The 19,992-nt window shown below is 42.3% G+C and carries 23 protein-coding genes; 1 reads left to right on the top strand and 22 read right to left on the bottom strand.

What is annotated here, in order from left to right:
* Positions 1 to 2: 2 nt before the first annotated feature.
* The 15 genes from aroC to CUU64_RS05515 all read right to left on the bottom strand — a co-directional run bounded on the left by aroC (position 3) and on the right by CUU64_RS05515 (position 13,466).
* A complete protein-coding gene (aroC, locus tag CUU64_RS05585) occupies positions 3 to 1,175 on the bottom strand; it encodes a chorismate synthase (protein WP_101632281.1) in 1,173 nt (390 codons plus the stop codon).
* 130 nt (positions 1,176 to 1,305) lie between these two features.
* Positions 1,306 to 2,115 (bottom strand): CheR family methyltransferase, encoded by an 810-nt coding sequence (locus CUU64_RS05580; protein WP_101632280.1) that lies wholly within the window; start codon positions 2,113 to 2,115, stop codon positions 1,306 to 1,308.
* A 166-nt stretch (positions 2,116 to 2,281) separates the two neighbouring features.
* On the bottom strand, positions 2,282 to 2,728 hold the full coding sequence (gene ndk, locus CUU64_RS05575) for a nucleoside-diphosphate kinase (protein WP_101632279.1): 447 nt from the start codon (positions 2,726 to 2,728) through the stop codon (positions 2,282 to 2,284).
* A gap of 107 nt (positions 2,729 to 2,835) precedes the next feature.
* Complete coding sequence (gene hepT, locus CUU64_RS05570; protein ID WP_101632278.1) at positions 2,836 to 3,798, bottom strand: heptaprenyl diphosphate synthase component II; 963 nt, start codon at positions 3,796 to 3,798, stop codon at positions 2,836 to 2,838.
* Positions 3,799 to 3,836: 38 nt separating this feature from the next.
* A complete protein-coding gene (locus tag CUU64_RS05565; protein ID WP_101632277.1) occupies positions 3,837 to 4,544 on the bottom strand; it encodes a demethylmenaquinone methyltransferase in 708 nt (235 codons plus the stop codon).
* A gap of 4 nt (positions 4,545 to 4,548) precedes the next feature.
* Complete coding sequence (locus tag CUU64_RS05560) at positions 4,549 to 5,376, bottom strand: heptaprenyl diphosphate synthase component 1 (RefSeq protein WP_101632276.1); 828 nt, start codon at positions 5,374 to 5,376, stop codon at positions 4,549 to 4,551.
* A 228-nt stretch (positions 5,377 to 5,604) separates the two neighbouring features.
* Positions 5,605 to 5,850 carry a trp RNA-binding attenuation protein MtrB gene (mtrB, locus tag CUU64_RS05555; protein ID WP_101632275.1) on the bottom strand — a complete coding sequence of 82 codons (246 nt, stop codon included), beginning with the start codon at positions 5,848 to 5,850 and terminating at the stop codon, positions 5,605 to 5,607.
* A gap of 39 nt (positions 5,851 to 5,889) precedes the next feature.
* Positions 5,890 to 6,456 (bottom strand): GTP cyclohydrolase I FolE, encoded by a 567-nt coding sequence (gene folE / locus CUU64_RS05550; RefSeq protein ID WP_101632274.1) that lies wholly within the window; start codon positions 6,454 to 6,456, stop codon positions 5,890 to 5,892.
* Between the two features lie 131 nt (positions 6,457 to 6,587).
* Positions 6,588 to 6,860 carry an HU family DNA-binding protein gene (locus CUU64_RS05545; RefSeq protein ID WP_117321719.1) on the bottom strand — a complete coding sequence of 91 codons (273 nt, stop codon included), beginning with the start codon at positions 6,858 to 6,860 and terminating at the stop codon, positions 6,588 to 6,590.
* A gap of 357 nt (positions 6,861 to 7,217) precedes the next feature.
* Positions 7,218 to 8,696 carry a stage IV sporulation protein A gene (gene spoIVA, locus CUU64_RS05540; RefSeq protein WP_101632272.1) on the bottom strand — a complete coding sequence of 493 codons (1,479 nt, stop codon included), beginning with the start codon at positions 8,694 to 8,696 and terminating at the stop codon, positions 7,218 to 7,220.
* Positions 8,697 to 8,936: 240 nt separating this feature from the next.
* Positions 8,937 to 9,665 carry a hypothetical protein gene (locus tag CUU64_RS05535; protein WP_180954469.1) on the bottom strand — a complete coding sequence of 243 codons (729 nt, stop codon included), beginning with the start codon at positions 9,663 to 9,665 and terminating at the stop codon, positions 8,937 to 8,939.
* A gap of 14 nt (positions 9,666 to 9,679) precedes the next feature.
* On the bottom strand, positions 9,680 to 9,877 hold the full coding sequence (locus CUU64_RS05530; RefSeq protein ID WP_101632271.1) for a DUF2768 domain-containing protein: 198 nt from the start codon (positions 9,875 to 9,877) through the stop codon (positions 9,680 to 9,682).
* Positions 9,878 to 10,208: 331 nt separating this feature from the next.
* Positions 10,209 to 11,261: an NAD(P)H-dependent glycerol-3-phosphate dehydrogenase gene (locus tag CUU64_RS05525; RefSeq protein ID WP_101632270.1), complete on the bottom strand. Its 1,053-nt coding sequence runs from the start codon at positions 11,259 to 11,261 to the stop codon at positions 10,209 to 10,211.
* 16 nt (positions 11,262 to 11,277) lie between these two features.
* Positions 11,278 to 12,588, bottom strand: coding sequence for a ribosome biogenesis GTPase Der (gene der / locus CUU64_RS05520; RefSeq protein WP_101632269.1), 1,311 nt, complete (start codon positions 12,586 to 12,588; stop codon positions 11,278 to 11,280).
* Between the two features lie 242 nt (positions 12,589 to 12,830).
* The gene (locus CUU64_RS05515) at positions 12,831 to 13,466 is read right to left on the bottom strand and encodes a YphA family membrane protein (RefSeq protein ID WP_101632268.1); all 636 of its coding nucleotides are present in this window, start codon (positions 13,464 to 13,466) and stop codon (positions 12,831 to 12,833) included.
* 135 nt (positions 13,467 to 13,601) lie between these two features.
* Between CUU64_RS05515 and CUU64_RS05510 the strand changes: the two genes are divergently transcribed.
* Positions 13,602 to 13,736 carry a YpzI family protein gene (locus CUU64_RS05510; protein ID WP_101632267.1) on the top strand — a complete coding sequence of 45 codons (135 nt, stop codon included), beginning with the start codon at positions 13,602 to 13,604 and terminating at the stop codon, positions 13,734 to 13,736.
* A 99-nt stretch (positions 13,737 to 13,835) separates the two neighbouring features.
* Here CUU64_RS05510 and fni read toward each other — a convergent pair whose 3' ends face one another.
* The 7 genes from fni to ypeB form a co-directional block, all read right to left on the bottom strand.
* Positions 13,836 to 14,882, bottom strand: coding sequence for a type 2 isopentenyl-diphosphate Delta-isomerase (gene fni / locus CUU64_RS05505; protein WP_101632931.1), 1,047 nt, complete (start codon positions 14,880 to 14,882; stop codon positions 13,836 to 13,838).
* 15 nt (positions 14,883 to 14,897) lie between these two features.
* Positions 14,898 to 16,034 carry a 30S ribosomal protein S1 gene (rpsA, locus tag CUU64_RS05500; protein WP_101632266.1) on the bottom strand — a complete coding sequence of 379 codons (1,137 nt, stop codon included), beginning with the start codon at positions 16,032 to 16,034 and terminating at the stop codon, positions 14,898 to 14,900.
* Between the two features lie 122 nt (positions 16,035 to 16,156).
* Positions 16,157 to 16,738 carry a lysophospholipid acyltransferase family protein gene (locus CUU64_RS05495; protein WP_101632265.1) on the bottom strand — a complete coding sequence of 194 codons (582 nt, stop codon included), beginning with the start codon at positions 16,736 to 16,738 and terminating at the stop codon, positions 16,157 to 16,159.
* A 2-nt stretch (positions 16,739 to 16,740) separates the two neighbouring features.
* Positions 16,741 to 17,415: a (d)CMP kinase gene (gene cmk, locus CUU64_RS05490; protein ID WP_101632264.1), complete on the bottom strand. Its 675-nt coding sequence runs from the start codon at positions 17,413 to 17,415 to the stop codon at positions 16,741 to 16,743.
* Between the two features lie 168 nt (positions 17,416 to 17,583).
* The gene (locus CUU64_RS05485) at positions 17,584 to 17,769 is read right to left on the bottom strand and encodes a YpfB family protein (RefSeq protein ID WP_101632263.1); all 186 of its coding nucleotides are present in this window, start codon (positions 17,767 to 17,769) and stop codon (positions 17,584 to 17,586) included.
* A gap of 60 nt (positions 17,770 to 17,829) precedes the next feature.
* Complete coding sequence (locus CUU64_RS05480) at positions 17,830 to 18,489, bottom strand: flagellar brake protein (protein ID WP_101632262.1); 660 nt, start codon at positions 18,487 to 18,489, stop codon at positions 17,830 to 17,832.
* Positions 18,490 to 18,631: 142 nt separating this feature from the next.
* Positions 18,632 to 19,984 carry a germination protein YpeB gene (gene ypeB / locus CUU64_RS05475; RefSeq protein WP_101632261.1) on the bottom strand — a complete coding sequence of 451 codons (1,353 nt, stop codon included), beginning with the start codon at positions 19,982 to 19,984 and terminating at the stop codon, positions 18,632 to 18,634.
* Positions 19,985 to 19,992: the final 8 nt, after the last annotated feature.

The raw sequence follows: 19,992 nt of genomic DNA, 5'->3' as shown, positions 1-19,992 counted from the left end.
TATTAGTACTCCTTTGCCTCTGCCTTATGGGTTTCTATGGCCTCGGCTAATTTTTCGAAACGGTCAGCCGGGAATTGGTCTACAAGGGCGCTGGCAAGCTCCCATGCAACCACGGCTTCCGCCACTACAGCCGCTGCAGGGACTGCGCAGCTGTCTGAACGCTCGATGCTAGCGGTAAATGTTTCTTTTGAATCGATATCCACGCTTTGCAAAGGCTTGTACAAGGTTGGAATGGGCTTCATGACACCGCGGACAACGATAGGCATACCGGTTGTCATACCGCCTTCAAGGCCACCCAGCCGATTTGTTTTTCTGTAGTAGCCATCTTTTTCATTCCATAGAATTTCATCATGTACTTCACTTCCAGGAAGATGGGCCGCTTCAAAACCAATCCCAATTTCCACACCCTTAAAAGCATTTATGCTGACAATTGCAGCCGCAAGCTTTGCGTCCAGCTTTCGGTCGTAATGCACATAGCTTCCCACACCTACAGGCATTCCTTCAACTACCACTTCAACGATCCCGCCAATCGAGTCGCCATTTTTCTTGGCTTGATCGATCGCATCCATCATCGCTTGTTCTACATTGCTGTCAAAGCAGCGAACAGGAGATGCCTCCGTCCGTTCCTGCAGCTCTTGTATGGATGCATACGCAGGCGGGTTAGCTTTCACCCCTCCAATTTCAATTACGTGGGATGCTACTTGAATGCCTAGAAGAGATAATAGCTTCTTTGCAACTGCCCCTGCGGCAACCCGGACAGTCGTTTCCCTTGCTGACGAGCGTTCAAGCACGTTCCGTAAGTCCCTATGTCCATACTTAATGCCGCCGTTCAGATCGGCATGACCAGGCCTTGGCCGTGTTATTTTCCTTTTCACTTCTTCGGCTTCTGACTCGCTTAATGGCTCACTGCCCATAATTTTGGTCCAGTGTGTCCAGTCCTTGTTTTCCACCACTAACGCTACAGGAGAACCAAGTGTATACCCGTGCCTGATTCCGGATGCAACAAAAGCCTGGTCTTTTTCTATTTGCATTCTTCTTCCGCGGCCGTATCCTTTCTGCCTGCGGGCAAGTTCATTGTTTATATCTTCCTTCGTAATCGGCATTCCGGCAGGCAGCCCCTCAATGATAGTGGTCAACTGCGGTCCATGGGATTCCCCAGCCGTTAAATATCTCATAAAGTTTCCCCCTTTTTCTCTTTAAAGGATTTATGTATCAATATAACATAGTTTTTCGAAAAGTGGGAACTGTAATCATTCTTTAAAATTAGAAAATTTAAAAAAAGCTGATTCTCCTGCGAAGGGAAAATCAGCCTTTTCTGCCTGTACTTAGCGCGAATTTATCTGATTGCTTTTTATAAAAAAAGGTATCTTCGGTATCAAAATGGTAAGTGGTAGGGTTAAAGATCTGTTCCGTACTTCCGACGAAGAAAACTCCCCCTTCTTTAAGGGACTCACTGAATTTATTGTAAAGGGTATGTTTTGCTTCTTCTGTAAAATAAATGAGCACATTACGGCACACAATTAAGTCAAATCCAGAATCGAACCTATCGGCAAGCAGGTTATGTTTTTTAAACTTGACTGTCCGCTTGATCTCATCTGCAACCTCGTAGAAATCCCCGTTTTTCGAAAAATACTTTGCCTTTATATCGCTGGGAACCTCATTTAAGGAGCGAGCAGGATAAATGCCCATCTTGGCCCTTGCTAGAACATTCTCGTCAATGTCTGTCGCATGAATTTCAATTTGCGACAAAGGTAGAAGATTGGATAAAACCATCGCAATCGTATACGGTTCCTCACCGGTTGAACATGCCGCACTCCATATTTTAAGTTTCCTCGAAGTTCCGAGCAATCTTGGAAGGATTTTTTTCTCGAGGACTTCCCACCTCTTGGCATTGCGGTAAAACTCGGAAACATTGATTGTCATCCTGTCCAGAAACTCGTTTAACGCCCCATTATCCTTTTCAATTACTTGAAAATATGAGCCAAATGTTTTATACCCCTTTTTTTCATACAGCGATACTAGCCTGCGTTTCATCTGGGCTTCTTTATAAAGAGATAAATCGATCCCCGTCATTTTTTTTATTTTTGCTATAAAATCCATATACTCATCAGGCATAGATTGTTGCTCCTTCAAAAACATTCATTTTTTGTGGTCTCAACTAAGTATATCGGAAGGAAATGAAAAGAAGTTTGCAATTTAAGGAGTATTTATTGAAATTCTTTTATTGGGACACAAAAAAAGCCCTGCCAGCCGGCAAAGCTTATTCCTTGTTACGATTCTATTAATAAACCCATTGGCTAATGAGTTTAGAGTAATCTACTAATTCTTCTTGTGTGAAGAATAAGCCGATTTCACGTGCTGCACTTTCAGGGGAATCAGATCCATGGATCACATTCTTGCCCACTGTGGATGCGTAGTCGCCGCGAATGGTAGCTGGTGCCGCATCTTTTGGGTTCGTTGCCCCCATCATCTGACGTGCGGTTGCGATTACATTTTCACCTTCCCAAACCATTGCAAACACAGGCCCGGAAGTAATGAATTCCACTAATTCTCCGAAGAATGGCCTCTCTTTATGTTCACCATAGTGCTCCTCAGCAAGTTCTTGTGAAATCGCCATCAATTTTGCGCCTACTAAACGGAACCCTTTTTTCTCAAAACGTGATACAATCTCACCGATCAGGCTGCGCTGTACACCATCAGGCTTAACCATTAGAAATGTTTTTTCCATGAAAGTCCACTCCCTAATATGTATAAATGATAGATGCCCATTTTTAGGCAATCCCAAAAAATAGTATCATTTTTTTAAAAATTGCGCAACCTGTCGGATAAGATTGATTAATACTTTCGCTTACCTATAAATTTGGCGATATCAGATAACGTTTTCTTTGCACGGTTCTCAGGAAGTTCTGCGAGCACTTTATAGGCCTTTTCAAGATAAGCATTTCCCAATTCTGAAGCTTGTTCGATCGCACCGGATGAGTTGATCAAAGATAGCAGATCAGCCAATTCTTCCTTAGAAATGTGCTCATGTACCCTTTCGACCTTAACCTTTATGGCCGGGTCCTTCATCGCAATCAAAACGGGGAGTGTAATATTTCCTTGTCGCAGGTCTCCACCGGCAGGCTTTCCAAGTTCCTTTTCCGTAGCAGTAAAATCGAGGATATCATCTGTGATCTGGTAGGTCATTCCTACATAGTAGCCAAACCGAAAAAGTTGTTTATGCACCTTCTCGTCAACATTGGCCGCTATTGCTCCTAACTGGCAGCTAGATGCGATAAGAAGCGCTGTTTTACGCTTTATTTTCCGTAAATACGTCCTTAGATTCTGGTCAAAGTCATACTTATCCCTAATCTGTTCAATTTCACCTTTGCATACTTCCACGATCGTATGCGCCAATAACTGGTGTGCCAGTGGGTTATTAAAATTGGACATTACTTCGAGAGAACGCGCAAAAATATAATCGCCCGTGTACATGGCGATCCTGTTATCCCACTTTGATTTAATGGTTGGTGCTCCCCGACGCAGGTCTGAATCATCTATCACATCATCATGGACCAGCGAGGCCATATGGATCAGTTCAAGAACAATCGCGGCGTTTTTCACTACTTGAATATCATATTTGCCGAACTTTGCAGCCAGCAATACAAAAACTGGGCGAATCCGCTTTCCCCCTGATTGCAGCAAATGCAGAGAAGCTTGTCTAAGAACAGGTGAATCGGCCTGTATGGCAGCTTCTAATTCTTTTTCGATTATTTTCAAATCTGTATTCAAATCAGAATACAACATTTTAAGTTTCATACACTCCACCCAGCTTTGTAAATGCTTTTCATGCTTATTTAAATTTTACGACCATAATGTGTAGCAGCCACCCCGCCACTATGGGGTTTATAGCTTACATCTGCAAAACCGGCTGTCCTAAACATGGATGCCAATTCGTCCATTCCCGGGAAATCACGCGCCGATTCCTGCAGCCATGAATACTCCTGGTAGCTTTTGGCGAACAGCTTCCCAAACACTGGCATTATATAACGGAAGTATAAATAATAAAGCTGTTTGAAACCAGGCATTGTCGGCTGGGATGTTTCAAGGCATACCGCCATCCCACCAGGTTTTAGTACTCTGTACATCTCTTTGAGTACTTGCATGTAATCCGGAACATTACGAAGGCCGAAACCAATGGTTACGTAATCAAATGTATTATCTTCAAATGGAAGCTCCATAGCATTTCCATGAATTAAGTCCACATAATTTCCTAGTTCCAGCTTTTTTACTTTTTCTTCCCCTATTTTCAACATATTTTTGCTAAAATCAAGGCCTGTAACCTTTCCTGTAGGCCCAGTTTTCTCCGCCAGGGCAATGGTCCAGTCGGCTGTGCCACAGCAAATATCAAGCGCTTTGGCACCGTGAGGGACGTTCATATGTTCCATGGTGACTTTTCGCCATTTAATATGCTGCTTAAAGCTGATGACAGAGTTCATCTTGTCATAATTATGATAGATTTTTTCAAAGACATGATGTACCCTTTGTTCCTTCGACTCATCCATTGTTTTACCCTTCTTCCACAAATGATTTTGCCGTAACCGCCGTATAATTCAAAATCTCCTCTATCCTGCTTAAGAAGATCCCGTGTTCCGGAACGTTCATTTCCAACGTCCTTCGCAGAGAAGCGTGCGCGCTTGCAATGCACTGATCCATTTTATTCAAAACGACAGTAACCTGTTCGTTTGATAAATGGCCGTGCTTGTCCTTTTTCGGATATGAGATCTTTTTTAAACTTTCGAATATGATGGATTGACCACCTTCCAGGTAGCTCTTCTTTTCGCGATGCAAACGTTTCAAAAGAAGAATATCAGCGGCAAGCTCCTTCCAACTAGGGATGCCCATATTGTCGGCTACTTTTCTAATCAATGACGATTCGATCGCTGTTAATGTATCAATAAGTCCGCCCAAATCGGTTAAAGACTTTTGGTAAAGTAATATTTTATGTTCATTTACGTCTTTAATTGCGCTTGCCAGCACGCGGATTAATGGGATATTGTCTACCTCGGCTAGCAGCTGGTAGTACAAACCGCTGTAATAATCCCCTGCCAGCACTGTCAATTGCCGGTTTTTCAACCGGCTTCCATCTTGTTCACCTGGATCAGAATTTGTTACCGTTTCATGTACATCCAGGGCCATTTGAACAAGCATGGTGGATATAATATATTTTTTCCGGTCAGCTTCCGTAATCTCCATATCATTAAACAATCCTGCCAAGAGGAGCAGCTTATCTTCATCAATCTTCGGCTTTTCCAAAAACATCTGCAAATAAGGATGATTCGCTTTTGTTTCTATCAAATCTTTCAATTCTGCCAAAAGAGTAGGTAATTTTAACAAATGTGATCACCCTTGCATACGTCGTAAGATAAATTATAATCCGCACTGCCGGTACTGTAGACCGGCTTAAGAGCACAAATCATTATAACATAAAATAATAGGAAAGTACCTTTCGGTGTACTATTTTGTTTATGCAGTGTCCAAAAAAGCTGGCATAAGGATGGCCTCCAGTAGCCTGGTTATGCCGGCCAGATTGGTAAAAACAGAGGACACAGCTTTAAATGGGGTCTATTTACCTGGCTGGCTCCTTTTGGCTTCACTTTGAACCTCTCCAAAAGGAGTATAAATCTTTGCATTTCCTCTAACTTTTATTGCTGAAGTATGTTCAGTGAACTGGGCGATCATTACTTCACCGGAATCGAGTTTTTCAGAATGGTGGAACCTTGTATCCGTCCCTCTGGTCAATCCAATTACATTGACTCCATCATCCACTGCCTTGATTACAACGTAATCCCTAATCAGTTTATCCTCCATTATGTATGCCTCCATATCCTAAAGTTTTTACCGATCTGATTAACCTTTAATGAAAGCAAGTACTTCGGCCCTTGAACGAGCATCCTCTGCAAAAACTCCGCGAACAGCGGAAGTCACTGTTTTAGCGCCAGGCTTCTTTACCCCGCGCATGGTCATGCACATATGCTCCGCCTCAACAACAACCATCACACCATGAGGCTCAAGATTTTCCATGATGGAATTTGCCACAGTTGACGTGATCCTTTCCTGCAGCTGCGGCCTCCTTGAAACAGCTTCAACAGCCCTGGCCAGTTTGCTTAAACCGGTCACTCTCCCATTCCTTGGTATATAAGCAACATGCGCCTTTCCATAAAAAGGAACAAGGTGATGTTCACATACGGAATAAAATGGAATATCCTTCACAAGGACAAGCTCTTCATGGTCTTCCCCGAATATTGTTTCAAAATATTCTTTCGGATCCTGGTCTAGGCCCGAAAATACTTCCTCATACATTTTTGCTACTCGTTTTGGGGTATCTAAAAGACCTTCACGATCCGGATCTTCACCGACTGCTTCCAAAATCATTCTTACAGCCTTTTCTATTTGGGCATGATTAACGTTTCCCATGGATGTTCCTCCTTAAAACAAAAGCTTATGCAAAAAAGACATATTAACCAATTTTAACATACTTTTAAAAAAAGAAGCAAAAAAGGGACCCCTCACGAGTGGTCCCTTTCGGCTTAAAGTACCGTATGTAATTACTTCACAGCGTCTTTAAGTGCTTTACCTGGTTTGAATGCCGGTACCTTGCTTGCCGCGATTTCGATTTCATCGCCTGTTTGTGGGTTACGGCCTTTACGAGCAGCACGCTCACGGACTTCGAAATTACCAAAACCGATTAATTGTACTTTATCACCGTTTTTCAAAGCGTCTAAGATTGTATCAAAAACAGCATCAACCGCTTTTGTCGCATCTTTCTTGGAAAGCTCTCCTGCTTCAGCAACTGCGTTAATCAATTCTGTCTTGTTCATGCCATTCACCTCCTCCCAAAGGATTTGTAAAAAAATCAATATTACAAACACTGTATAATAGTGATTTGTTACTATGTTAAAATTTCCTTTTATCCTAAATTAAGCGTAGGAAATTATTCATTGGAGCAGATGGTGAAATTTCCCATTTAGGTAAAAATGGCGTTATAACGCGTTTTCTTAATGTAGATTATCACAAATGCCATTCCATTAGCAAGGGAATTAAATTAATTATGGGAATCTTTTCTGTAAAAAAACATATATTATTTAGTTATTGTTCTAAAGCCACCTGAATGGGAAGAGATCTGGATGCAGCGCAAAAAGAACCAGCGCCGTGAAGGCTGGTTCCCGTGCAAAAACCTATAGAATGATCGCAATCAGTCCGCCGGAACCTTCGTTTATAATCCTCTCCAGCGTTTCTTTCAATTTATAGCGCGCATTTTCCGGCATTAAAGATAATTTTGCCTGTATCCCTTCCCTTACAATCGAACTTAATGAGCGGCCGAATATATCGGAATTCCAGATTGATAAAGGATTGTCTTCAAAATCCTGCATCAAGTAGCGAACAAGCTCCTCACTTTGTTTCTCTGTGCCGATGATTGGAGCAAATTCAGACTCCACATCTACCTTAATCATATGGATGGAAGGGGCGACCGCTTTTAAACGGACTCCAAACCGTGATCCTTGCCTAATTATCTCCGGCTCATCAAGGCTCATATCCGCTAACGAGGGTGCTGCGATCCCGTAGCCAGTCTGCTTAACCATTTTCAGGGCATCAGAGACTTGATCATATTCCGCCTTCGCATGGGCAAAATCCTGCATCAGCGAAAGAAGATGATCTTTGCCACGGATTTCAACACCGACAATCTCTTTTAAAATATCATCATAAAGGGCATCCGGGGCATAAAGATCGATTTCCGCTACGCCCTGGCCCATCTCGATTCCCGCGAGGCTGGCGCGTTCAATGAAGTCGAAATCGTTGAATTGCCCTACGACCCTGTCGACATCACGCAGCCGCTTAATATCCTTTACTGTTTCTTTAACAGCCTCCTGGTAGCTTTCCCGAAGCCAGTGGTTTTCCTTTAGAACCAATACCCAGCTTGGAAGGTTAACGTTCACTTCCAGTACAGGGAATTCATATAATGCTTCACGGAGAACATTAAGTACATCGACTTCGCGCATTCCTTCCACACTCATAGCCAAGACCGGGATATCATATTTGGTTTGAAGCTCCTCCCTCAAGATGGCTGTATCAGGATGATGCGGCTGTACCGAGTTGATAATCATGATAAATGGTTTGCCGACTTCTTTCAGTTCTTCAATGACTCTTTCTTCCGCCTCAATATAGTCGCTTCGCGGTATCTCCCCGATTGTTCCATCAGTCGTTATGACGACACCGAGAGTTGAATGGTCCTGAATGACCTTTCTTGTGCCTATTTCTGCAGCTTCATGAAAAGGAATCGGCTCTTCGTACCATGGGGTATGGATCATCCGGGGGCCGTTTTCATCTTCATATCCTTTTGCTCCTGGCACTGTATAACCCACACAATCAACAAGCCTGATGTTTACATCCAGTCCTTCCGCGACATGAATGGAAGCTGCCTGATTCGGGACGAATTTCGGTTCTGTTGTCATGATGGTTTTTCCTGCGGCACTTTGCGGAAGCTCATCCTGCGCCCTTGCACGGTCCGCTTCTGTGCTAATGTTCGGTATAACCACCAGTTCCATAAACTTTTTTATAAATGTAGATTTACCGGTACGCACTGCGCCAACAACACCTAAATATATATCTCCACCGGTACGCTCAGCTATATCTTTAAAAATATCTACCTTTTCCAAGGTATCCCCTCCCGATATTAGAGTTGCTGGGATAACATCATCCGTCTATACAATCTAGGACACTATAAGTCTATGATGTTGTCCTAAATATATATTCCTGAATTTTTATTTACACATCCTCCTTTTGACCGCTGCCGGATTGGTTTTATATGAGTACTTTTAATTGTAAGGTTAAGGATTTTCAGAAGCTAATAAAATAACCCTTCCCCTACAATATATTTTGCAGAAAAAGGGTTATGCCTATTTTGTTAAGAAGATTGGCTTTTTCGTTTTTTGATCAATGGTATAGGGAAGGGAGTAAGCGGGAACGAACTCAGATGTGCCGGTTAACAGCGGCCGGATATCCTCCCCAGACTTGAACTGTTTATCTGTTTTTTGTGTAGCTTCAACTAAATCAGGCGTATAGTCTACAAACAATTCAGCCTCCCCATTCACCACGACTGGAAGCGGCTTCCCGGAATAAGGGCTTGTGATAGCCGGATCCTCTTTAAGACCCATTTTCCTAAAATCCAGAGTAAACACATCATTGGCCAACTGCTCTTTAAATGGGGGGTAACTATTATTCTCCCTATAAATTCTTAGACGAAGGTTAAGGTCCTGCAGCTGCTGGGCAATCCGGATATCAAATATTTTCACTGTCGGATTTGTTTCCTCATCTATAATTACATATTGAAATACTCCACCTGATTCATATGAATTCCCTGGAGGTTCAGCCATATACTTTGGAACAAGTTTCTTGAAATCGATTAGGTACTTCTGATAGTATGGGGTATCCCCCGGTTTGGTCTTTATCGGCAGAATTCCACCCTCGTCTTTCCTAAACTGGTCAATCGCACTTTGGACAGATTGGATTTGCTCCTTGTACGGCACCTGATTTTCCACTGATCTCTGTTCCGGATACAGGCAGCCAGTTAATAATGAAATAGCCATTAAAAAAATCGCCGTTAATTTTACTTTCATTCTCTTCATTTTATCCAGCCTCACTATGCAGTCGGTCCGCTTAATACGACAAATAATATAATTAAGCCAGCTGAAATCATCAATATGTAAGCAATTACCGCAGTCAAAATTCGAAGGATACCCTTAAGCTTATAACGGCTGAAATAAATCGTTATAATGGAAATAAACATAAAAATCATGGCAGCAAAAGAAATCCACATCTTCTGTAGAGCTGGTGTCATTTATTACACTCCTTTTTTAGAAGACTTTTTATAAGATTTTTTTATAAAGAGACTCACAATAAATGTCTAAAACAACTTACTTTATCTGATTATGTAATCCGAGAATATTATACCATAGGCAGAGTTTGTCGAATACTTCAAAATTTCCGTCACATTTTTGATCTATAAAAAAAAGCAGAAGATAGAAATTACCCATCTTCTGCCATTGACTAAATCCCCCCATAAACCAGGTCAGATTACCAGTTTACTACGATGCATTGTATGCAGCACAGGAGGAAACCGTATCCTCTAACGCCCATATAAAAAAAATAATTAATGGAGCGCATGAGATTTAATCGCCCAGCCTCGAACCAAGTATGTTAACCAGATCCTCCATCTCAGCTGTTTTCGTCCGATTCATTAAACGGTCTACAGATTCTTTTACATTTTCACCAGTAAACAATACATGATAAAGTGCCGAAGTAATCGGCATATCGACGTTGTATTTCTTGGCCAACTGGTAAGCTGCTTTTGTTGTCCTGACTCCTTCCACGACCATTCCCATATTTTCTAGCACTTCATTGAGTTTCTGCCCTTTTCCGAGCAGATTGCCCGCGCGCCAGTTTCGGGAGTGTACACTTGTACAGGTAACGATCAAATCACCAATACCCGCGAGGCCTGAGAAAGTCAGAGGATTTGCACCCATCGCCGTGCCTAATCGGGAAATCTCGGCAAGGCCTCTTGTTATTAAAGCAGCTTTCGCGTTATCCCCGTATCCAAGTCCATCAGTTATCCCCGCAGCAAGGGCGATAATATTCTTTAAAGCACCGCCAATTTCTACACCAACGATATCCGGGTTTGTATAGACTCTGAAATTCTGATTAATAAATAAATCCTGTACCCTTTCGGCTGTACCCATATTTCGGGAAGAAACCGTTACTGTGGTTGGATGTCTCAGGCTTACTTCCTCCGCATGGCTCGGACCGGAAAGGACAACTACCTCCGCAAGAAGAGCCTGAGGCAACTCTTCTTCGATCATCTCGGATATCCTGAGCAGTGTGTCAGGTTCGATCCCCTTGCTTACATGGATAATGGTGAGCGGACTTTCTGCTACCTCTTCAATCCTTCCCAACACCTCCCGAATGGCCTTTGTCGGAACGGCCAGTACGATGTCTGTGATACCTTCCAGGGACTTCTTCAATGAGGTGTACCCTTTGATTCCTGCAGGAAGCTCTAAACCTGGCAAATATTTATGGTTGGTGTGGCGCTCGTTTATTTCATCTATTTGTTCCTGTTTATGGCCCCAGAGCCTTACCTGGTGACCATTATCTGCAAGTACAAGTGCTAGGGCCGTACCCCAGCTTCCAGCACCGATGACGGCAATGCCCTGTGTGTTTTTAGGCATATTGCCCGCACCTCCCCTATTTTCTTGGCCGGCCAATAATTTTGATTGGTGTGCCCTCAAAGTTGAATGCATCTCTTAACCTGTTCTCCAAAAAACGCTGATATGAAAAATGCAGGAGCTCAGGATCATTGACAAACACGACGAAGGTCGGCGGCTTCACGGCAACTTGGGTCGTATAATATACTTTAAGGCGCTGACCGTTATGGGTCGGTGTCGGGTTCATGGCTATGGCATCCATTAACACTTCATTCAAGACATTCGTCTGCACCCGCATTGAATGGGCTTCACTAACCTTATCAATTACCGGAAGCATTGCATGCACCCGTTTCTTTGTCTTAGCCGACACAAAAACAATTGGTGCATAATCAAGGAAAAGGAAATGGGCCCGGATCTTTTCCTCGAATTCCTTCATTGTTTTTTCGTCTTTTTCGATGGCGTCCCATTTATTAACGACAATTATCACACCTCGTCCAGCTTCATGGGCATACCCGGCAATTTTTTTATCCTGTTCCCTTATGCCTTCCTCTGCATTTAAGACGACAAGCACTACATCAGATCGCTCTATTGCCCGCAAGGCTCGCAATACGCTGTACTTCTCAGTGCTTTCATATACTTTTCCTTTTTTTCTCATTCCAGCTGTATCAATGATTACATATTCTTTCCCGTTGTATGTATATGGTGTGTCAATAGCATCCCGGGTTGTTCCTTCAATGTCGCTAACGATTACGCGTTCTTCCCCAAGAATCGTATTTACTAGCGAAGACTTCCCAACATTTGGACGCCCAATCAGACTGAATTTAATAACGTCATCATCATACTCTTGTTCATCATGCTTTGGAAAACTTTTGGCCACCTCATCAAGCAGATCTCCAAGACCTAAGCCGTGAGAACCAGAAATCGGGAATGGCTCCCCGAACCCTAGTGAATAAAAATCATAAATCTGTTCTCGCATTTCCGGGTTATCAATCTTATTCACCGCAAGTACTACCGACTTTTTTGATTTATACAGGATCTTTGCCACTTCTTCATCTGCGGAGGTAACCCCCTCGCGGCCATTTACCATAAAAATGATAACATCCGCCTCATCAATGGCAATCTCGGCTTGCTGACGGATTTGTTCGAGGAATGGCTCATCCCCGATATCTATTCCGCCGGTATCAATGATGTTAAAATCGTATGTTAGCCATTCGCCTGAGCTGTATATCCTATCTCTTGTCACGCCCGGGACATCCTCGACAATCGATACACGTTCCCCGACTATTCTATTAAATATAGTGGATTTTCCTACATTCGGCCGCCCCACTATCGCGACTACTGGTTTTGGCATTTATTTCCATCCTTTCATAATTGATGATATTTATGGATTTTATAAGGAGCTTGTGAACCGCTCTAACAATCGGAATATAATATAGATACTAGCAGGATTCCACTGCATATTTGCCTAGATACCATTCTTCATCAAAAGCTATAGTATTTGATCCTTCCCATAAATTCAGGTGTGCAACACACGCTGCAGCCTTTTCTAACTATCATATAGTATCAAATTTTTCCGCAATCAACAATGTTTGTCTATTTCGGCTGGACGCGTATCTCTTTTACTGCGGCGGTACCTTTTTTCACATGTTGATGTACGGTGGCAGCATGGATCCTGCAGGTGGTATATTCGAGTAGGACCCAAGCAAAATGGAGCACCATGATAAGTGTTGCCATGTCCATCCATGCATATGACCCTGCTGCATATGGTAAATTGTTAATACACAATGCCCCTGCATATAGGCTCTCACCTATTATTAGGCCGTCTACCAAGGCACAAATCCTCAATTTCCAATCTTGAAAAAGGATAATCGCGAGATAATTCATTACTATTCCCAAAATCCACTCAACTCTAACCACTAACCAGATAGGGTCTAGAAGGGCAAACAGCTGAATGCTGTTGTACCCAAGCGCAATAATCAGACATCCAATTATGAACCCCATTGTTTTTGCCAAACTAAAGTTTCTTATATAAAAGCTACAAATAAAAAACAAATAAATAAAAGAAATATTGATGGTATAGCGGTAGATATGCAATTCATAAGCGGCTAGGCACATAATGGCAAGTAAATGGAATAGAATTGCATAACGAGGTTGATATGTATCCTTTACAAAAAACATAAGAACGACCCAGCTAATCCATAAGATCCAATAAAAAAACATTCCTTCCATATCATTCCCTCCATACTCCCCATTATGTTCTCTCCCAAGGAGACTTAAACTAGTACACCAACCTTTCTGTAACCACTTAAAAACGTGCTCATATTTTTTTATGGAAAAGTAACGCTAACTATAGGAGGTGGAAACATGGGAGTAGACCGTCAAGAGAAAAAGCTTAGGGAAAGTGGACGTGTCGCATCGGATCGGGATCCTGCATTAAATAAACCGGGAGCAACACAGATGGAGGGACCAGAAGAAGCACGCCGCAGAAACAAAGGCTAGACAAAAACAGTTCACGAAATAAAAAAAGCTGCAATAGACAGGGTAGCACCCGTCAGTTGCAGCTTTTCATGAAAATATGTATAAAAACCATTTTGAGAACTACCTGGAATAACGAGAGCAGTCTATTCCTCGTTGTGTAAGCCAGTGATAGGTTTGTCCGGTAATAATGAGTCGGGCCTCCTGCAACGCCTTTATATCATTCGCACCCAGGGCGGTCATAATCACAATCAACTCGTCATGTGTATCTCTTAGCTCTTTAATCAACTCGGTGAGCCCCTTTTCTTTCAAAATCCTTATGAACTGACCGGCCACACCGGCAGCAACTGCCCCTAAAGAGATGCACTTTGCCACATCCAATGCATTCTGGATCCCGCCTGAGGCTATAGTTGATATGCCATCGGATACGGAAACTGCTTCTGCAACCGAAATAGCTGTTGGTATACCCCAGTCATTAAAGTAGGAGAAAGATTTTTCGCGCCTTTCATTTTCAATCCTGGCAAAATTGGTCCCGCCATAACCCCCGATATCAACTACTGCCACCCCGGCAGATGATAGTTTTTTTACAGTTTCCCTGCTCATTCCAAATCCGGTCTCTTTCACAATGACAGGAACTCCAATTGCAGAAATGATTTTTTCAATCCGATGCAAAGTGCCCTTGAAAGAACGGTCTCCTTCAGGCATTGTAAGCTCCTGTATCACATTTAAGTGAATTTGAAGCGCGTCAGCCTGCACCATATCAACAGCCCTCATGGCTTCATCAACACTAGCCTCACTGCCCAGGTTGGCGATCACAATCCCATGTGGATTCATCTTCCTGACAATTTCAAAGGAGCGCGATTCACCAGGATCTTTTATCGCAGCCATCTGGGAGCCCACTGCCATGGGTATTCCCGTTTCCCTTGCTGCTATCGACAAATCTTTATTAAGTTCTTCTGTTTCTTTCCCGCCGCCACCGGTCATTGCGTTTATAAAAATTGGCGAACTTACATGAAGTCCGCCAATTTCTGTATCAAGAGAAACATCTTCTATTGATAAATCCGGTAAACTTTGATGAACAAACGAAATATCCTCGAAACCTGATAACCTATGCTGCCCTGTTTCCAAGGCATATTTGATGTGATCTAATTTTCGTTGTGTTCTAGACAAGCCCATCACCATTATTTATTTGAATTTTTTCAGCTGTTCCCCAATCATATCGCCAAGCTGGAAACCATTTGATTCCTCCGGAAGCTCATAATTGGATTGTTCATTAGCTTGCTGCTCCTGAAGCTCTTTTATACTTAAGGATAAACGCTGCTCTTGTTCATTAACATCCAGCACTTTTACCTTAACAGCTTCGCCTTCTTGAAGGACCTCATGTGGTGTACCGATATGCTTATGGGAGATCTGTGAGATATGGACAAGACCTTCTACACCAGGGAAGATTTCCACGAAAGCCCCAAAGGAAACAAGGCGTTTGACAATACCGTCCTGCTCGGAGCCTTTAGGTGCCCTTTCTGCAATATTAGACCACGGGCCAGGTAGTGTCTCTTTAACGGATAGCGAAATTCTTTCATTATCTCGGTCTACTGAAAGCACCTTGACTTTTAATTTATCTCCTTCTTTTACTACATCGGAAGCTTTCTCCACATGCTCGTGTGACAGCTGTGATATGTGGACTAGTCCATCTACCCCGCCAATATCGACAAAGGCACCAAAATCAGTGATTCGTTGTACAGTTCCTTCAATCACCTGGCCAGCCTGGATGGAATCAAGCACTTCACCCTTTTTCTTTTCCTTTTCATCCTGTACGACCGCTCGATGGGAAAGGATCAAACGATTTTTCTCCTTATCCAGTTCTACGATTTTAAATGTTAATGTTTTACCTTTATAATCGGCAAAATCTTCTACAAAGTAGTCTTCCACAAGGGAAGCAGGAACAAATCCCCTAACGCCAAGATCGACCACAAGACCGCCTTTTACGACATCTTTTATCTCCGCTTCAAATACTTCCTGAGTTTCAAATTTCTTTTCGAGGTCGTCCCATGCTTTTAATGCATCAACTTTACGCTTCGAAAGGATAAGAGCTTCTTCTTCGACTTTAATAACTTCGAGTTCTAGTTCATCTCCTTCGGAAATCGCATCAGTAGCTTTTTCCACATGCAGGCTGGAGAGCTCGCTTATTGGGATGATACCATCCGTTTTACTGTTCTCCACATCTACAATCACCTGTTTTTCTTCAACTTTGGTTACCTTGGCGTTTACCTTATCGCCAACTTCATAGTTGTTTACTTCCACTTGGTTCATGTCTTCTGTCATTTCGAACTCCTCCTTAACCCATGACTGCTCGGCAGAATTTCAATTCTTATAATTTCATAATTCGGAATAATCCCTTATTTTATAAATTCCAATAAAATGTGGGAATTGTCAAGCAAGAAGGATTACTTGTCTGCTGATATCAATGTCCTGATTTCATCCATGATTATTTTGGTGGCTTCATCAGCGGATATCTTTTTTGAGCGGTATTCCGTAAAATCAATTGGCTTCCCATAAATCACTTTTAATGGCCTAAACATCTTATAAGGTCCAATAATAGCACAAGGAACGACCTTAGCATCTGTCCGAAGCGCAAAGAAACCAGCTCCAGCCAACCCTTCGCCGAGCTCACCGTTCTTGCTTCTAGTCCCTTCCGGAAATAGACCCAAAACCTTTCCATCCTTAAGCAGGGAAAGGCCGGTCCGAAGTGCTTCTCTGTCACTCATCCCCCTTTTAACAGGGAACGCGTTAACCCTTGGCAAAATGCTCTTCAGGACAGGGACACGAAAGATTTCTTCTTTCGCCATAAAGTGGATGTCCCGTGGACAAGTAATCCCTACTATTGGGGGATCAAGATTATCAATATGGTTGGCACAGATCAAGACTCCCCCGTCTTTCGGAAAGTTCTCCTTACCTATTGTTTTAACCCTGAAAGCGGGGCTCAAAACTATTTTTACAATGTTTTTGGCAAATGTGTAAAACTTCAAAATTATCTTGTCCTTTCCTCAATCAATGACATAATTTTATCAGCCACTTTTTGTATGGACAATGAAGTTGTATCAATTTCTACAGCATCAACCGCTTTTCGGAGTGGAGCTACTTCCCTTTCGGAATCAAGCTTATCACGTAAAGCTATTTCTTCTTTTAATTTCTCGATATCTGAGCCAAATCCTTTTTGAATATTTTCTTCATGCCTTCTTTGTGCCCGTTCTTCAACGGAGGCAATGAGAAAGATCTTAACCTCTGCATTCGGTAGTACATGGGTCCCGATATCTCTGCCATCCATTACAACGCCGCCACTTTCCGCAAGAGCCTGCTGGCGTTTGACCATTTCTTCCCTTACTAGCCTGTGCCTGGATACCTCGGATACAGAGGCGGTCACCTCATTGTTACGGATCTGTTCAGTCACATCAATGCCATCAAGGAAGACAAGTTGACCTTGGCCACTTGGTTTAAGCTCGATAACCGTATCGGCTAGCAAATGGCTTAAAGCAATTTCATTTCCGATGTCGACGCCTTCGCTGAGTGATTTATATGTGAGTGCACGATACATGGCACCGGTGTCTACGTATATGTAGTTTAATTGCCGTGCTACGATTTTTGCGACCGTGCTTTTTCCTGCTGCAGCGGGTCCATCAATCGCAACTGATATTCTCTTTTCCATACTTCCTCCCTAATCCTGCCAGTCAAGCTGTAATTCATCACCTATAGTTTATCACAAAAGCCCGGACAACCCATCAGCAAAATAAATATTTTCCCCGCATAATAGCGCTTAAGCTATTCTCTTGTTTCATTGCCAACTGTACAAAAAGAAAAAAGCAGGGAGTCCCTGCTAGTCACCTAAACTGTTAAACGTTTCAATAATTTTATTATAATTATTCTTTGTTACTCCTTCGTATTGTGCCATCCTTTTTAATTCCAAAAAAGAATCTTCCCGGTGAAATAAGGCTTGGAACGCCAGAAGACTGATTGCTTGGATAATGACCAGCTTAATGATCATGCGTTCTATTGTTTTCATATTCCATTCTCCACTGTCTTTTACAGATAGTATGGAAAAAAAACATATATTTTATCCACTCTATTCCATCAGTCCTTTATTCTTCAATTCTACTTGTTTTTCAAAAATAAAACGAATTAAAATTTGACGGTCTGCTTCGCTTAAATCCATGAATTGTACAGACAATTTATTAAATCGTTCTGAGCTTTCACTTATGCGGATAACCTTGCTTTTAAGCTTTAAATAATGGATTTCTCCAGATTTTAAAGGAATCGCCAGCCATACATATACAATTGAGGCTTCACCGACATTTATCTGTTTTGGTATTCTAAGTGCCGCACCTCCAGCACTAATATCATCCGTGACCGCTCTAAAAGGCTGAAACTGCCCTATTTCTGGATGAACCGCTGTATCAATCGGCGTTTCTATCCGAACAAATTGTCTTCGCTGAATTTTTACTAGCGAATCTTTAGGAGGGCGGGCCAATTGGATCATAGCGATTTGAGCTTTCACCCTTCCTAGTACTTCCGTATCAAATATATAGATGGCATGATTACTATCTGTAATTGTAATTTTCAATTGGGACCCATCGAGTAGAAAAGCAACTTTTCCGGTTGAAGTATTTACTGGATAGTCTATGAAAATGCTATTTTCATTCATTTCCACTACCATGGATTTGTATTGTTCAGGCTGCAGCGAATATTTAGGTTCCAATAGCAGAGTATCACCGATTTTAATCATTTTTCCCATCTCCAGCTTATATATAATCAAATTTTCGACCTAGGGACTTTTCTCCACTAAATCCTTATTTAGGTTACTCATATTATGGCATGTATCAAAAAAAAGGAAAAGCACCAATCGGCTTTTCCTTTTACTTTCATTTTTAAACGATATTTTCATACACGGGTTCTGAATTTTTCAGCTTCTCTACTTTCTCTTCCTCAGATGTGTTGGCGTTGATAAAAATTCTGTACGTATCTTCGCCAATTGTACCAAGGAACTCGTAACAAAGAACCTCTTCGCCAAGATCATTTTCGATCAGTGCTTTTCTTTCTTCCATTACCTTTACATTAGGGTTAATTTTTGCTCTTGCGTCTTTTAAGGATACAGACGTTTTTCCTATCTCCCTTACTTTATGTGACTTTAGGAACTCGTCCGCTGAAAATCCAATAATGCTTCCATCATCAAGCGCTACCTTTACCTTGACTGAGTCCGGATAAACCCTTACTCCATCAACAGAGGTAACAAAATTGAACAGGCCAATATTATCATATTGCGCGCTTTCATAGAGATCAAGTGAATCAAAGTCGTGGGCTTTCAAGAAAGCCACCGCCTTATTGCTGGCAGTATTTAAGTCAATTCGTGAACGATTGACATCCCTGGTGTTAATGTACCAGATCGGATATCCACCTTGCTTTGTGATATCCATATTTACCTCACTTTTCGTTTTAGGGTCCGTAAGGCTTACACTGTAAAACCCAAATTCGGATCCTTTCCCACTTTCCTCCACCCTTGCCTTTGGAGATCCAGATATGTTCGCATATTTCCTTGCTTTTGCGACGGCTTCTTTTTTGCTGATTTGCTTTCCTTTTATATGTTCAAAGTTTTCCTGCTTTTGTTGCCTGCTAGAGTAATCCGGGTCAAGATTGGAGGTTTCACCGTATCCCTTCACGGTTTTTTCAACCGTTTTAAAACCATCGACGATTGTATTATCTGCAGGTTCCTCATTGGCTGCCAATGCTGTCTCTACATCCATCCACCTTAGGTTGTTCTTCATTACCTGATATTGGACTTTTCTTAGTTCATTCTGTACTTCACCGGCTTCCTTGTGCAAAGATTGCAGCCGCTTATATTCTTTATCGCTTAACGGTTCCTTTTCAAGGTCCCTGACAGCCGTTTGGTAGCTAAAGTCTCCGATATCAGATAAGAATTCCTCTGTTTTATTAAACGGCATTAAGCTAAGCGGAAGCTGTCCGACATCGAGCTGCGCTTCTGATGTGATCCTCCAAACATCTGTCAGCGCCGGGCTTAGTGACTTCCTTGTGTTCATCGCAAGTGTATTCCCGATTTCGTCATGCAGGACATCCATCTGGTATGATAAGTCGTGGAACGCCCTTTGATAGTTATTCTCTGCATTAACCATGAATGCATTTTTCTCTTGATGCTCCTGATAACCCCAGTAGCCTGTGCCGATTACCGCTACGGCAAGCACGGCTATCATAATATTACGAATCATGCAGTTCA

The organism is Bacillus sp. V5-8f (genome assembly GCF_002863565.1).
Taxonomy (GTDB): domain Bacteria; phylum Bacillota; class Bacilli; order Bacillales; family DSM-1321; genus Peribacillus.
The sequence above is the reverse complement of the archived record's forward strand: the minus strand, read 5'-3'. Positions and strand labels throughout refer to the sequence as shown.

Excerpts from the sequence above, each read along its gene's own strand:
- aroC (WP_101632281.1), bottom strand. The coding sequence starts at position 1,175 with ATGAGATATTTAACGGCTGGGGAATCCCATGGACCGCAGTTGACCACT.
- CUU64_RS05580 (WP_101632280.1), bottom strand. The coding sequence starts at position 2,115 with ATGCCTGATGAGTATATGGATTTTATAGCAAAAATAAAAAAAATGACG.
- ndk (WP_101632279.1), bottom strand. The coding sequence starts at position 2,728 with ATGGAAAAAACATTTCTAATGGTTAAGCCTGATGGTGTACAGCGCAGC.
- hepT (WP_101632278.1), bottom strand. The coding sequence starts at position 3,798 with ATGAAACTTAAAATGTTGTATTCTGATTTGAATACAGATTTGAAAATA.
- CUU64_RS05565 (WP_101632277.1), bottom strand. The coding sequence starts at position 4,544 with ATGGATGAGTCGAAGGAACAAAGGGTACATCATGTCTTTGAAAAAATC.
- mtrB (WP_101632275.1), bottom strand. The coding sequence starts at position 5,850 with ATGGAGGATAAACTGATTAGGGATTACGTTGTAATCAAGGCAGTGGAT.
- folE (WP_101632274.1), bottom strand. The coding sequence starts at position 6,456 with ATGGGAAACGTTAATCATGCCCAAATAGAAAAGGCTGTAAGAATGATT.
- CUU64_RS05545 (WP_117321719.1), bottom strand. The coding sequence starts at position 6,860 with ATGAACAAGACAGAATTGATTAACGCAGTTGCTGAAGCAGGAGAGCTT.
- CUU64_RS05535 (WP_180954469.1), bottom strand. The coding sequence starts at position 9,665 with ATGAAGAGAATGAAAGTAAAATTAACGGCGATTTTTTTAATGGCTATT.
- CUU64_RS05530 (WP_101632271.1), bottom strand. The coding sequence starts at position 9,877 with ATGACACCAGCTCTACAGAAGATGTGGATTTCTTTTGCTGCCATGATT.
- CUU64_RS05525 (WP_101632270.1), bottom strand. The coding sequence starts at position 11,261 with ATGCCTAAAAACACACAGGGCATTGCCGTCATCGGTGCTGGAAGCTGG.
- der (WP_101632269.1), bottom strand. The coding sequence starts at position 12,588 with ATGCCAAAACCAGTAGTCGCGATAGTGGGGCGGCCGAATGTAGGAAAA.
- CUU64_RS05515 (WP_101632268.1), bottom strand. The coding sequence starts at position 13,466 with ATGGAAGGAATGTTTTTTTATTGGATCTTATGGATTAGCTGGGTCGTT.
- CUU64_RS05510 (WP_101632267.1), top strand. The coding sequence starts at position 13,602 with ATGGGAGTAGACCGTCAAGAGAAAAAGCTTAGGGAAAGTGGACGTGTC.
- rpsA (WP_101632266.1), bottom strand. The coding sequence starts at position 16,034 with ATGACAGAAGACATGAACCAAGTGGAAGTAAACAACTATGAAGTTGGC.
- cmk (WP_101632264.1), bottom strand. The coding sequence starts at position 17,415 with ATGGAAAAGAGAATATCAGTTGCGATTGATGGACCCGCTGCAGCAGGA.
- CUU64_RS05485 (WP_101632263.1), bottom strand. The coding sequence starts at position 17,769 with ATGAAAACAATAGAACGCATGATCATTAAGCTGGTCATTATCCAAGCA.
- CUU64_RS05480 (WP_101632262.1), bottom strand. The coding sequence starts at position 18,489 with ATGATTAAAATCGGTGATACTCTGCTATTGGAACCTAAATATTCGCTG.
- ypeB (WP_101632261.1), bottom strand. The coding sequence starts at position 19,984 with ATGATTCGTAATATTATGATAGCCGTGCTTGCCGTAGCGGTAATCGGC.